Genomic DNA, 12,177 nt, shown 5'->3' with positions numbered 1-12,177 from the left:
GACGTTTTTCAGCGGGAAGCGATGACCGTGGTGATCAATGGGCCGTCCGCGCCGGTGCGGATCAGGTAGCGGTACCGCTCGCCGGGGACCGCGGCACCCGTGCTGTCCAGGTACTCCCACTCCACCTCGACCAGCGACAGGGCGGCCGAGATCCGCTGCACGTCGCGGATCTGCGCGTGCGCCGCGACGATCTGCTGATCCCGGTACGTGGGAGCCGCCCCGAGGAACGACAACGCCACCGCCGCAGGCGAGCTGAACGTGAAGCTGTAGGAATCGGCGACCACGATCCCGGGCAGCGCGTGGCAGCCCGCGATCACTCCCACGTCGCCGGTGGTGAGAGCCGTGCCGTAGCGACCGAAGAACTCGGTGAGCTGGTCCTGATCCGCCGTGGCCGTCATGGCCGCATGATTTCCCACCGATCGACGAAAGCAAACCCGAGCCCGCCGGACCCCTGGCGACTGGGAGTATCGGGACGTGGACCCCGCCTTGCGACGGCTAGCAAGACGGACGTACGGTTTACCGGAGACGCACAACCGAGAGTTAGGCAAACCTAACCCGAAGGTCGCCCTTTCGGTGCGAAAGACTTGACTTCCAGTCGCTGGGTGTGAAGGAGATGACGGTGGCCAGCCTCGACACCTTTGGTGCGAAGAGCGAGCTGCGCGTCGGAGACGCGAGCTACGAGATTTTCACGATCGACAAGGTGAAGGGGCACGATCGCCTGCCCTACTCCTTGAAGATCCTCCTGGAGAACCTGCTGCGTACTGAGGACGGCGCGAACATCACCGCCGACCACATCAACGCGCTCGGCAACTGGGACCAGAACGCTGACCCCAGCGTGGAGATCCAGTTCACCCCGGCACGGGTGCTGATGCAGGACTTCACCGGTGTCCCCTGCGTGGTCGACCTGGCCACCATGCGGGAGGCCGTCAAGGACCTGGGCGGCGACGCCGGCAAGGTCAACCCCCTCGCCCCGGCCGAGCTGGTCATCGACCACTCGGTGATCGCCGACCTGTTCGGCCGCGAGGACGCGTTCCAGCGCAACGTCGAGCTGGAGTACCAGCGGAACAAGGAGCGTTACCAGTTCCTGCGCTGGGGCCAGACCGCGTTCAACGAGTTCAAGGTCGTCCCGCCGGGCACCGGCATCGTGCACCAGGTCAACATCGAGTACCTGGCCCGCACGATCATGGAGCGCAACGGCCAGGCGTACCCGGACACCGTGGTCGGCACCGACTCGCACACCACCATGGTCAACGGCCTGGGCGTGCTGGGCTGGGGCGTCGGCGGCATCGAGGCCGAGGCCGCGATGCTCGGCCAGCCGGTCAGCATGCTGATCCCGCGGGTCGTCGGCTTCAAGCTGTCCGGCGAGGCGCCGGCCGGCACCACCGCCACCGACCTGGTCCTGACCATCACCGAGATGCTGCGCAAGCACGGTGTGGTCAGCAAGTTCGTCGAGTTCTACGGCCCCGGCGTGAGCGCCGTGCCGCTGGCGAACCGGGCCACCATCGGCAACATGTCGCCGGAGTACGGCTCGACCGTCGCGATCTTCCCGATCGACGAGCAGACCATCGACTACCTCAAGCTGACCGGCCGCACCGAGCAGCAGGTCGCGCTCGTCGAGGCGTACGCGAAGCGGCAGGGCCTGTGGCTCGACCCGAACGCCGAGCCGGACTACAGCGAGAAGCTGGAGCTCGACCTCTCCACCATCGTCCCGTCGCTGGCCGGCCCGAAGCGCCCGCAGGACCGGGTGCTGCTCAGCGAGGCCAAGGACGCGTTCCGCGACGCCCTGCCGAACTACGCCGCCCCGCACGGCCACGCCGACGAGGCCAGCGAGGAGTCCTTCCCGGCCTCCGACTCGCCGGCCAACGGCGTCGACGACGAGGCGGACAAGCCGCACCTGTTCAGCGCCGCGCTCGGCGCCGCCGGCCGCACCTCCAAGCCCACCCGGGTCAAGGGCGACGACGGCGTGGAGTACGAGCTGGACCACGGCGCGGTCGTGATCGCCGCGATCACCTCCTGCACGAACACCTCGAACCCGCAGGTCATGATCGGTGCCGCCCTGCTCGCCAAGAAGGCGGTGGAGAAGGGCCTGACCCGCAAGCCGTGGGTCAAGACCACCCTGGCTCCCGGCTCCAAGGTCGTCTCCGACTACTACGACCGGTCCGGCCTCACGCCGTACCTGGACAAGATCGGTTTCAACCTGGTCGGCTACGGCTGCACCACCTGCATCGGCAACTCCGGCCCGCTGCCCGAGGAGATCTCGGCCGCGATCAACGAGAACGACCTGACCGCGGTCAGCGTCCTCTCCGGCAACCGGAACTTCGAGGGCCGGATCAACCCGGACGTCAAGATGAACTACCTGGCGTCCCCGCCGCTGGTCGTGGCGTACGCGCTGGCCGGCTCGATGGACATCGACATCACCACCGAGCCGCTCGGCACCGGCTCGGACGGCAAGCCGGTCTACCTCAGCGACATCTGGCCGTCCGCGCAGGAGATCGACGAGGTCATCGCGCAGGCGATCGGCGCCGAGGGCTTCTCCACGGCGTACCAGGACGTCTTCGCCGGCGACGAGCAGTGGCAGTCGCTGCCCACCCCGACCGGTGACACGTTCGCCTGGGCCGAGGACTCCACCTACGTGCGCAAGCCCCCGTACTTCGAGGGCATGGCCGCCGAGCCGGCCCCGGTCGCCGACATCACCGGCGCGCGGGTCCTGGCCAAGCTGGGCGACTCGGTCACCACCGACCACATCTCCCCGGCGTCGTCCATCAAGGCCGACTCCCCGGCCGGCAAGTACCTGACCGAGCACGGTGTCCCGCGCGCCGAGTTCAACAGCTACGGCTCGCGCCGCGGCAACCACGAGGTCATGATCCGGGGCACCTTCGCCAACATCCGGCTGCGCAACCAGCTGGTGCCGGGCGTCGAGGGCGGTTTCACGGTCAACCACCTGACCGGCGAGCAGACCACCATCTACGACGCCTCGGTCGCCTACAAGGAGGCCGGCGTCCCGCTGGTCATCCTGGCCGGCAAGGAGTACGGCTCCGGCTCGTCGCGCGACTGGGCCGCCAAGGGCACCATGCTCCTCGGCGTCCGCGCGGTCATCGCCGAGAGCTACGAGCGCATCCACCGCTCCAACCTGATCGGCATGGGCGTGCTGCCGCTGCAGTTCCCGCAGGGGCAGAACGCCGAGTCGCTGGGCCTGACCGGCACCGAGACCTTCTCGTTCGCCGGCGTCACCGAGCTCAACGACGGCACCACCCCGCGCACCGTCAAGGTCACCACGGACACCGGCATCGCGTTCGACGCCGTGGTCCGGATCGACACCCCCGGTGAGGCGGACTACTACCGCAACGGCGGCATCCTCCAGTACGTGCTGCGCAAGATGCTCCGCGGCTGATCTGCCACGCGACGGCCCCGTCTGTGTCACAGGCGGGGCCGTCGCCTATCCGAGCCCGGTGATCGCCGCCGCCTCGGCCGCGGCCGCGACGGCCTCGTGCTCGCGACCCACCCGCCTCAGCATGATCGCGTAGTCGGTCAGCACCGACGCCAGCCGGTCCGCCGGCTCCCCGGCCAGGCCCCGGTGGATCGCCACCGCCTCGGCGCCGAACTCGATCGCGTCCGCCCACCGCCCGGCGGCGACCAACCGGTTGGCGTGCTCGGTCAGCGCCTGCCCGAGACGGATCCGGCTCCCCCGATCGTTCCCGGCCGCCGTCGCCCGCCGCATGCCGACCACCCGCTCGCTCTGGGCCAGCGCCGCCTCGTGCTCCCCCGCACCGGCCAGCGCCGCCGCCAGAGTCGTCAGCAGCTGCGCGAGCGCCGCATCCGGCCGCACCCCGCCGAGCGCCGCCGACTCCCGGGCCACCTCCAGCCCGTCCGCCGTCCGCCCCGCGTGCAGCAACCGACCGGCCAGCGTGGCCAGTGCCACCGCCAGCGACTGTGTCCGTGCCGGATCAGCCCGGGCCAGCGTCACCGCCTCCTCGGCCACCGCCACCGCCTCGGCGTGCCGGGCCAGCTCCCGCAGCTCCTCCGACTGACTGAGCAGTCCCCGCACCAGCCCCGGCTCGGCCTCGTGCACCCCGGCCGCGACCAGCGACCGCAGCTCGGCCACCGCGGCGTCGCCGAGCCGCCGCGCCGTCGCGCGATCGCCCGCGTCACGGGCGCGTTCCGCCTCGTCGAGGGTCGCCATCGCCCGCTGCGCCGGCCCGCCGCCCTCGCCGGTCACCTGCCGCAGCCGCCGCATCCATCCCGTAGCCACGCCGAAGAATCTAAGGTCACCGATCAAGTCGCGCCGAACCGCGGCGCGCGCGGCCCGGTGAATATGCTTCGGGGATGGATGACAACAGTGTGCTGAGCCGGATTCACGGCCTGGTCGACGAGGAGCACCGGCTGCGCAGGCAGCTGAGCCAGGGCCAGATCTCCTCCGCCGAGGAGCACGCCCGCCTCCAGGAGCTCGAGGAGGCCCTCGACCAGTGCTGGGACCTGCTGCGCCGGCGCCGGGCGGCCCGTGACGTCGGGAACGACCCGGACGCGGAGCAGGCCCACGCCGTCAGCGAGGTGGAGAACTACCTCCAGTGACCCGGGTCGCGGCCGCCGTGCGGACGGCGGCCGCGGTCCGAGTCGGTCAGCGACGCCCGGGGCGCCCCGCGCGCGGGCCCGGTGCGGGACGGCGGCAGCCGTTGAGCGGCGAGCCGCTGAGCGTCCACCGCCGCGGCCGGCACCGGCGCCTCATCGCAGGCCCGCCTCGAGGAGCAGCCGGTCGATCAGCTCGTCCGCGTCGATCGCCAGCCCGCGGGCGCGGAACCAGGTCGCCACGTTGGTCACGTCCCGGACGATGAACTCGGCGCCGCGCGGGTTCGCGATCACGTCGACGATCTGCGGCAGGTCGATCAGCACCAGCCGCCCGTCGTGCACCAGCGTGTTGTACGGCGACAGGTCCCCGTGCGCCACCTGGGCCCGGGCCAGCACCGACAGCGCGTCGGTCATCTGCCGCCAGAGGTCCTCGAGCTGCTCGTCGCCGGAGCGCACCTGGGCCAGCCGGGGAGCGGCCTCGCCGGTCTCCCAGTCGCCGATGAACTCCAGCATCACCTCGGTGCCGATCAGCTGCACCGGGTACGGCACGCAGACCAGCCCGCTCTCCTGGCCGATCTCCCAGAGCCGGCCGAGCGCGTCGAACTCGGCGGCCGCCCACTGCCCGGCGATCATCTGCTTGCCGAACGTGGTGCGGTTGGTCATCGCCCGCATCTCCCGGGACCGGCGCACCCGGCGGCCCTCGAGATAGCCGGCGTCCCGGTGGAACATCCGGTGCTCGCCGTCCCGATACCGTTTCGCGGCGATCATGCTGGTCTCGCCGGTGCTGGGCAGCCAGCGCCGGACCAGGAAGACGTCCGCCTCTTTGCCGGTCTTGAGGACACCCAGCTCGGAGTCCACGGCACCATGCTCGGTGCGTACCCAATCGGGCCGGGGTTGCGGGCCGTGCAGCGCGCCGTCCCAGGTGGACCAGCGGTCACCGACCTCGGGCAGGTCGGGGTCCTCGTGCAGGGCCGGCTCCAGCCGGCCGGTCTTTACGAAATCTGCTTCGTCGTCGTCGAACTTGCGACGGCCGCGGCGCATGGTCGCCGGGCCGTAGGAGTCGTGCTCTCGCACTGGAGGGTCTCCTCGGAGAAAGAAGTTTTCGGGGATGCCAGGACAGCGGGCATGACAAAGACAGCCATTTCGTGGCCACCCCCTTCCCTCTCGATGCGGCCCGGTGCCGGGCCGACAGTGCGGTGCGCGGACGACTCTTTCCCACCCGCGCGAGGGACGCAACCCATTTATTTCGGTACGACCGCAGCCGGCCGCCGTGACCCGCGCTCAGCCGGTCGCCATGACCCGCGCTCAGCCCGCCGCCGTGATCAGCCTCAGGGGTCGCCACGATCAGCCTCAGTGGGTCGCCGCGATCCGCCTCAGCGGGTCGCCGCGATCGGCCTCAGCGGGTCGCCATGATCGCCGAGATGCCCTGGATCACGTTGCCGACCACCCGCGTCGGCGCGAACCGGGTGTCCATCCACTCCCGCCCCCGGTGCAGCCACACGCTGGGCAGCCCGAGCGCCGCGGCCCCGCCGATGTCGGCCTCCGGGCTGTCGCCGACCACCCAGGCGCCGGCCAGCCGCATCCGCACCCGCTGCGCGGCCAGCGCGAAGATCCGCGGGTTCGGCTTGCTCACCCCGGCCTCTTCCGAGATCACCCAGTCGGCGACATAACGGTCCAGGCCGGTCCGCCGGATCCGCCCCTCGCACTGCTCGGCCGCGCCGTTGGTGACCACCACCGGCACCAGCCCGGCGTCGGCGGCGATCTCCAGCGCGCAGCCGACCATCGGGTCGAGCCGCTCATAGGTCAGCGGTCCCTCGTAGAGCTCGTCGACGAGATCGATGGACGGGACTCGCAGCTGGTAGCGGTCCCGGATCTGGTCGGCGAGATCCCACCGGGAGGTCAGGCCGTCGGCGTCCACGGCGACCAACCAGTCAAGATCATCTTGCGATGCACCGATCTCGTCGAGGAAGCCTTTAGCCCACAACCGGTACGCACCGCTGCGATCGAGCAGGGTGTCGTCCAGGGCGAGGAAGACTAGAGGCACGCGGGCACTTTACGTGAGCGGTGACCGCAGCGAACAGTCCAGGACTGTAAACAAAGAGCAGAAAGCTTGACGCGATTCGCATCATCCGATCGTGGCTTAAAAAGCCGTACGTACGGATTGCAAGACTGCGGGGCCACATGACACGATCAGCGGCGTGCCCAGGGTAAGCCAGGACCAGCTAGACGCCCGCCGCCACGAGATCCTCACGGCGGCCCGCGGTTGCTTCGCGCGGTTCGGCTACGAGGGTGCGACAGTCCGCCGCCTGGAGGAGGCGACGGGCATGTCCCGCGGCGCGATTTTCCACCATTTTCGTGACAAGGAGTCGCTGTTCCTCGCGGTCGCCGAGGACGACGCGGCGCTGATGGTCGAGACCGTCGCGCGCAACGGCCTGGTGCAGGTGATGCGTGACCTGCTCGACCGGGCCGGCACCAGCGACGGCGACACCGCCGGCTGGCTCGGCACGCAGCTCGAGGTCTCGCACCGGCTGCGCACCGACCCGGCGTTCGCGAAACGGTGGGCGCAGCGCTCGGCCGCCATCGCTGACGCCACCCGGGAGCGCCTCCAGCGCCAGGCCGAGGCCGGGGTGCTGCGCAAGGACGTGCCCGTCGACGTGCTCACCCAGTTCCTCGAGCTGGCCTATGACGGGCTGGTGCTGCACCTGGCCACCGGCCGGCCGCCGGGTGACCTGGCCCGCGTCCTCGACCTGGTCGAGGACGCGGTCCGCCGCCACTGAGCGGTCAGGCGCCGGCCGGCGCCTTGTCGATGAAGCCGAGCACCTGGTGGATCCGCCCGGACTCGTCCCGCTCGGCCACGTCGAAGCCGACCACCAGCGGCTCGTCCCCACCCGGCTGCCCCAGATTCCAGGTGAACCGCACCTGGTCGTGGTGCGCGTCGAGGGTGTCCCCCGGGCTGAACACCAGCCCCGGGAACTGCTGGTGCACCGCCCCGATCAGCCCGTTCAGCTGGTCCCGCCCGCGGACCGCCGCGATCGGGTCGACGTAACGCACGTCCTCGGTGAACAGGTCGGCGATCGCGGCCTGCCGGGCCGCCGGGTCGGTCTCGTTCCAGACCGCCAGGTACCGGTCGATCATGGTGTCGAAGTCGCTCATCGTCTCGTCCCCTCATCGGTGTGTCTCGCTCTGACGGGACTCAGCCTGCCGCCGCGAGGTAATCCCGGCGATTACCTCAGGGGTAATGCCGCCGCACCGGCCACCCGCCTAATCTGGCGACCATGAGCGCGGTAGGACAGTTGTTGCGGACCTGGCGGGACGATCGGCGGCTGAGCCAGCTCGACCTCTCCGGCCGGGCCGGCGTCTCGGCCCGGCATCTGTCCTTCGTGGAGACCGGCCGGTCGCGGCCGACCCGGGAGATGATCCTGCGGCTGGCCGAGGAACTGGACGTGCCGCTGCGGCAGCGCAACGAGCTGTTGCTGGCCGGCGGTTACGCACCGGCCTACTCCGAGTCCGATCTGGACGGCACCCCGCTGGCCGTGGTGCTGGACGGGCTGCGGCAGGTGCTGATCGGGCACGGGCCCTGCCCCGCGGTGCTGATCGACCGGCACTGGACCATGGTGGACGCCAACCCGGCGATCGACCGGTTCACCCGCGACTGCGCTCCCGAGCTGCTGGAGCCGCCGGTCAACGTGCTGCGCCTGGCCCTGCACCCGGACGGCCTGGCGCCCCGGATCGAGAACCTCGCCGAGTGGCGCACCCACCTGCTGCACCGCCTGGACCGGCAGGCCGCCGCGACCGCCGACCCGGTGCTCCGGGAGCTGCGCGCGGAGATGAGCGGCTATCCGGGCGGCGAGCTGACCGGCGAGCCGATCGGGGTGGTGGTGCCGCTCCGGTACGCCGGGCTGAACTTCTTCAGCATCACCTCGGTCCTCGGCACCCCGCGCGACGTGACCCTCTCCGAGCTGGCGATCGAGGCGTTCCTCCCGGCCGACGCGGCCACCGCCGCCGCTCTCGGGAGATAGCCGGCCCGGCTGATCGTGCTCCGGGACGATCGGCGGCCCGGAACTCGGCCCGGCGGATCGCGCTCTGGAAAGATGGTCCGCATGGATCTCGGGCTGGCTGATCGCGTCTTCATCCTCACCGGCGCCTCACGCGGACTCGGCTTCGCCACCGCGCAGGCGCTCGTCGCCGACGGGGCGCGAGTGGTGATCTCCTCGCGCAACCCGGACAAGGTCGCCGACGCGCTGGCCGAGCTCGGCGCCGGGCCGGACGCGGTGGGGGTGACCGCCGATCTGACCGACCCCGGCACCCCGCGTGAGCTGGTCGATGTCGCCACCGAGCGGTTCGGCCGGCTGGACGGCGCACTGATCTCGGTGGGTGGCCCGGCGCCCGGCTCCGCCGCCAGCATGAGCGACGACCAGTGGCGGGCCGCGTTCGAGACGGTCTTCCTGGGCTCGATCCGGGCGGCTCGCACGTTCGCGGCGGCGCTGCCCGAGGGCGGCGCGATCGGCCTGGTCCTCTCCACGTCGGTGAAGACGCCGCTGGCCGGGCTGGGCATCTCCAGCGGTCTGCGGCCCGGCCTGGCGATGGCGGCCAAGGACATGGCCGACGAGTTCGGTCCGCGCGGCATCCGGGTGCTGGGCCTGCTGCCCGGCCGCTTCATGACCGACCGGAACAGGGAGTTGTTCCAGGCCACCGGCGATCCGGCGACCGCGGCGTCCGAGGTGGCGGCGGCGATCCCGGTGCGGCGGATCGGGGAGCCGCCGGAGTTCGGGCGGGTGGCGGCGTTCCTGCTCTCCCCGGCGGCGGGTTACGTGACGGGCTGCGTGGTGCCGATCGACGGCGGCGCGCTGCGCTCCCTGTGACGGCGGCGGGTCGCCGGCCGGGCGTACCGGAAACCGGTCCTGATCGTGCGAAGCCGTCGGCCGCCGACCTCGCGGCGGCCGCGGACCGGACCATCCCCGATCTCGTCGGTCCCGGCTTGAAGGTCCTCTTTTCCGGGATCAACCCGAGCCTGTACTCCGCCGCGACCGGCCACCATTTCGCCCGCCCGGGCAACCGTTTCTGGCCGGCGCTGCACGGCGCCGGCTTCACCGACCGCCTGCTGCACCCCTCCGAGCAGCACCTGCTGCCCGCGCTCGGTCTCGGCATCACCAACGTCGTGGCGCGGGCCACGGCCCGCGCCGACGAACTCTCCCCCGGCGAACTGACCGCCGGTGGTCAGGCCCTGACCCTTCTGGTACGCCGTGAGCAGCCGCAATACCTGGCCGTCCTCGGCGTCACCGCATACCGAGCCGCTTTCGCCCGCCCGAAGGCGAGGATCGGTCCCCAGCCGGACCAGATCGGCGGCGTCCCGGTCTGGGTCCTGCCGAACCCGAGCGGCCTGAACGCCCACTTCCAGCTCCCCGACCTGATCCGCGAGTTCAGCGCCCTTCGCCGGTCTCTCGTGGACTGATCCGCTGCTCGTGGATCACTGTCTCGCGGCGGAGCCGGTCGGCCGACGGGCGGTAGGCCTCGTCGATCGATCCCATGATCCCGCCGCCGATGCCCTTGCGCCTGACCCAGCCGCCGAACCGCGCGATCGCGAACAGCACGCCCGCGAACATCACCGCGAAGATCAGGAAGCCGGTCATGGCTCGACGGTACTCGCGGGCACCGTCACGATCTCCACGTCCGTCTCGGGGAAGCCGGGCGACGCGGGCGAGGCCGCGGCGAACTGGGTGCGGTAGAGATCGGCATACAACCCGCCGGCCGCGACCAGCGAGTCGTGGGTGCCCCGCTCCACCACACGTCCGCGATCGATCACCAGAATCTGGTCCGCCTCCCGGATGGTGGAGAGCCGGTGCGCGATGACCAGGGCCGTCCGGTTCTCCAGGGCCACCGACAGGGCCCGCTGCACCGCCGCCTCGGACTCGCTGTCCAGGTGCGCGGTGGCCTCGTCGAGGATCACGATCGACGGCTGCTTGAGCAGCAGCCGGGCGATCGCGATGCGCTGTTTCTCGCCGCCGGAGAAGCGATAGCCGCGCTCCCCCACCACCGTCTCCAGCCTGTCCGGCAGCGCCCGGACCAGGTCGCCGACCTGCGCGCCGTCCAGGGCGGCCCACATCTCGTCCTCGGTGGCGTCGGGCCGGGCGTACCGCAGATTCTCCGCGATCGTCTCGTGGAACAGGTGCGAGTCCTGGGTGACCACGCCGACCGTGTCGCGCAGCGAGTCGAGTGTCGCGTCCCGCACGTCGACGCCGCCGACCAGGACCGCGCCGCCGGTGACGTCGTAGACCCGGGAGACCAGCATCGAGGTGGTCGACTTGCCGGCGCCGGACGGGCCGACCAGCGCGACCAGCTGCCCCGGCTCGACGGTGAAGTCGACGCCGTGCAGGACCGGCGAGTTCTCCGTCCGGTCCAGCGTGCTGACGTCCTCCAGGGTGGCCAGCGACACCTCGGCCGCGCTCGGATAGCGGAACCGCACGTCGCGGAACTCGATCCGGCCGGCGCCCGCCGGGATCGGGGTGGCGTCCGGTTTCTCGGCGATGCCCGGCTCCAGGTCGAGCACCTCGAAGACCCGGTCGAACGAGACCAGCGCGCTCATCACGTCGACCCGGACGTTGCTCAGCGCGGTCAGCGGGCCGTACAGGCGGGTGAGCAGCAGCGCCAGGGTGACCACGGTGCCGGCCGAGACCTGGCCGTGCACGGCGAGCCAGCCGCCCAGGCCGTAGGTCAGCGCCTGCGCCAGCGACGCCACCAGCAGCATCGCGACGAAGAACGTGCGGGAGAACATCGCCTGCTGCACGCCGATGTCGCGGACCCGCTCGGCGCGCTCGCCGAATTTCGCCGCCTCGGCGTCGGGCCGGCCGAACAGCTTGACCAGCAGCGCCCCGGAGACGTTGAACCGCTCGGTCATCGTCGCGTTCATCTTGGCGTCGAGGTTGTACGACTCCCGGGTGATCTCGGCGAGCCGGGCGCCGACCCGCCGCGCCGGGATGATGAAGACCGGCAGGAGCAGCAGCGACAGCACGGTGATCGGCCACGACAGGCTGAACATCACGACGGCGGTGAGCACCAGCTGGATGACGTTGCTGAGCACCCCGGAGAGGGTCGACGTGAACGCCCGCTGCGCGCCGACCACGTCGTTGTTGAGCCGGCTGACCAGCGCGCCGGTCTGGGTGCGCGTGAAGAACTGGAGCGGCATCCGCTGCACGTGGTCGTACACCCGGGTGCGCAGGTCGAGGATGATGCCCTCGCCGATCCGCGCGGAATACCACCGCTGGGCCAGCGACAGCAGCGCGTCGGCGACCGCCAGCGCGGCGATCAGCAGGGCGATCCGCACCACCGCGGCGGCCGCGTCGGCGCCACCACGGGTGATCGTGTTCACCACGTCACCGGCCAGCAGCGGGGTGGCGACACCGATCGCGGCGGCCACCACCACGGCGATCAGGAACACCACGATGTCCCGCCGGTACGGCCGGGCGAACCGCAGGATCCGTCGCGACGTGCCGGGCTTGACCTGGTGGGAGGCCACTCGGTCGGCGCTCTGGATCGAGCGCAGCATGTTCCAGCTCGGCATGCTCATTCGTCACCTCCGGGTGTCGCGCCACGGGCAGAACAGAGTCTGCCGCGTGG

Annotated in this window: 13 protein-coding genes; 6 read left to right on the top strand and 7 right to left on the bottom strand. The window is 71.2% G+C overall.

Going from position 1 to position 12,177, the window contains the following annotated elements:
• Positions 1 to 8: 8 nt before the first annotated feature.
• A complete protein-coding gene (locus tag Aiant_RS30955) occupies positions 9 to 398 on the bottom strand; it encodes a hypothetical protein (RefSeq protein ID WP_189336707.1) in 390 nt (129 codons plus the stop codon).
• A 215-nt stretch (positions 399 to 613) separates the two neighbouring features.
• Between Aiant_RS30955 and acnA the strand changes: the two genes are divergently transcribed.
• Complete coding sequence (gene acnA, locus Aiant_RS30950; protein ID WP_189336706.1) at positions 614 to 3,391, top strand: aconitate hydratase AcnA; 2,778 nt, start codon at positions 614 to 616, stop codon at positions 3,389 to 3,391.
• 45 nt (positions 3,392 to 3,436) lie between these two features.
• Here the strand turns inward: acnA and Aiant_RS30945 are convergent, their stop codons facing one another.
• Complete coding sequence (locus Aiant_RS30945; RefSeq protein ID WP_189336705.1) at positions 3,437 to 4,249, bottom strand: hypothetical protein; 813 nt, start codon at positions 4,247 to 4,249, stop codon at positions 3,437 to 3,439.
• A gap of 74 nt (positions 4,250 to 4,323) precedes the next feature.
• On the opposite strand from Aiant_RS30945, the gene Aiant_RS30940 reads away from it, so the two are divergent.
• The gene (locus Aiant_RS30940; protein ID WP_189336704.1) at positions 4,324 to 4,569 is read left to right on the top strand and encodes a DUF2630 family protein; all 246 of its coding nucleotides are present in this window, start codon (positions 4,324 to 4,326) and stop codon (positions 4,567 to 4,569) included.
• A 150-nt stretch (positions 4,570 to 4,719) separates the two neighbouring features.
• Here the strand turns inward: Aiant_RS30940 and Aiant_RS30935 are convergent, their stop codons facing one another.
• Together Aiant_RS30935 and Aiant_RS30930 are read right to left on the bottom strand one after the other, a co-directional pair.
• The gene (locus Aiant_RS30935) at positions 4,720 to 5,637 is read right to left on the bottom strand and encodes a serine protein kinase RIO (RefSeq protein WP_425322631.1); all 918 of its coding nucleotides are present in this window, start codon (positions 5,635 to 5,637) and stop codon (positions 4,720 to 4,722) included.
• 322 nt (positions 5,638 to 5,959) lie between these two features.
• Positions 5,960 to 6,607 (bottom strand): HAD family hydrolase, encoded by a 648-nt coding sequence (locus tag Aiant_RS30930; protein ID WP_189336703.1) that lies wholly within the window; start codon positions 6,605 to 6,607, stop codon positions 5,960 to 5,962.
• Positions 6,608 to 6,761: 154 nt separating this feature from the next.
• Here Aiant_RS30930 and Aiant_RS30925 point away from each other — a divergent pair, with 154 nt between their 5' ends.
• Complete coding sequence (locus Aiant_RS30925) at positions 6,762 to 7,340, top strand: TetR/AcrR family transcriptional regulator (RefSeq protein WP_189336702.1); 579 nt, start codon at positions 6,762 to 6,764, stop codon at positions 7,338 to 7,340.
• Positions 7,341 to 7,344: 4 nt separating this feature from the next.
• On the opposite strand, the gene Aiant_RS30920 is transcribed toward Aiant_RS30925, so the two are convergent.
• The gene (locus tag Aiant_RS30920; protein ID WP_189336701.1) at positions 7,345 to 7,716 is read right to left on the bottom strand and encodes a nuclear transport factor 2 family protein; all 372 of its coding nucleotides are present in this window, start codon (positions 7,714 to 7,716) and stop codon (positions 7,345 to 7,347) included.
• Positions 7,717 to 7,838: 122 nt separating this feature from the next.
• Here Aiant_RS30920 and Aiant_RS30915 point away from each other — a divergent pair, with 122 nt between their 5' ends.
• The 3 genes from Aiant_RS30915 (at position 7,839) to mug (ending at position 10,015) form a co-directional block, all read left to right on the top strand.
• The gene (locus tag Aiant_RS30915; RefSeq protein WP_189336700.1) at positions 7,839 to 8,582 is read left to right on the top strand and encodes a helix-turn-helix domain-containing protein; all 744 of its coding nucleotides are present in this window, start codon (positions 7,839 to 7,841) and stop codon (positions 8,580 to 8,582) included.
• 81 nt (positions 8,583 to 8,663) lie between these two features.
• The gene (locus tag Aiant_RS30910; RefSeq protein ID WP_189336699.1) at positions 8,664 to 9,425 is read left to right on the top strand and encodes an SDR family oxidoreductase; all 762 of its coding nucleotides are present in this window, start codon (positions 8,664 to 8,666) and stop codon (positions 9,423 to 9,425) included.
• A complete protein-coding gene (gene mug / locus Aiant_RS30905; RefSeq protein ID WP_425322630.1) occupies positions 9,422 to 10,015 on the top strand; it encodes a G/U mismatch-specific DNA glycosylase in 594 nt (197 codons plus the stop codon). Before Aiant_RS30910 ends, mug begins: the two co-directional genes overlap by 4 nt.
• On the opposite strand, the gene Aiant_RS30900 is transcribed toward mug, so the two are convergent.
• Together Aiant_RS30900 and Aiant_RS30895 are read right to left on the bottom strand one after the other, a co-directional pair.
• On the bottom strand, positions 9,984 to 10,193 hold the full coding sequence (locus Aiant_RS30900; protein ID WP_189336698.1) for a hypothetical protein: 210 nt from the start codon (positions 10,191 to 10,193) through the stop codon (positions 9,984 to 9,986). The genes mug and Aiant_RS30900 overlap by 32 nt on opposite strands.
• Complete coding sequence (locus Aiant_RS30895) at positions 10,190 to 12,121, bottom strand: ABC transporter ATP-binding protein (RefSeq protein ID WP_189336747.1); 1,932 nt, start codon at positions 12,119 to 12,121, stop codon at positions 10,190 to 10,192. Before Aiant_RS30895 ends, Aiant_RS30900 begins: the two co-directional genes overlap by 4 nt.
• Between the last annotated feature and the right edge of the window lie 56 nt (positions 12,122 to 12,177).

This window comes from Actinoplanes ianthinogenes (genome assembly GCF_018324205.1).
Taxonomy (GTDB): domain Bacteria; phylum Actinomycetota; class Actinomycetes; order Mycobacteriales; family Micromonosporaceae; genus Actinoplanes; species Actinoplanes ianthinogenes.
The sequence above is the reverse complement of the archived record's forward strand: the minus strand, read 5'-3'. Positions and strand labels throughout refer to the sequence as shown.

Coding starts and splice junctions, on each gene's coding strand:
- Aiant_RS30940 (WP_189336704.1), top strand. CDS start 4,324: ATGGATGACAACAGTGTGCTGAGCCGGATTCACGGCCTGGTCGACGAG.
- Aiant_RS30895 (WP_189336747.1), bottom strand. CDS start 12,121: ATGCCGAGCTGGAACATGCTGCGCTCGATCCAGAGCGCCGACCGAGTG.
- Aiant_RS30900 (WP_189336698.1), bottom strand. CDS start 10,193: ATGACCGGCTTCCTGATCTTCGCGGTGATGTTCGCGGGCGTGCTGTTC.
- acnA (WP_189336706.1), top strand. CDS start 614: ATGACGGTGGCCAGCCTCGACACCTTTGGTGCGAAGAGCGAGCTGCGC.
- Aiant_RS30955 (WP_189336707.1), bottom strand. CDS start 398: ATGACGGCCACGGCGGATCAGGACCAGCTCACCGAGTTCTTCGGTCGC.
- Aiant_RS30915 (WP_189336700.1), top strand. CDS start 7,839: ATGAGCGCGGTAGGACAGTTGTTGCGGACCTGGCGGGACGATCGGCGG.
- Aiant_RS30920 (WP_189336701.1), bottom strand. CDS start 7,716: ATGAGCGACTTCGACACCATGATCGACCGGTACCTGGCGGTCTGGAAC.
- Aiant_RS30910 (WP_189336699.1), top strand. CDS start 8,664: ATGGATCTCGGGCTGGCTGATCGCGTCTTCATCCTCACCGGCGCCTCA.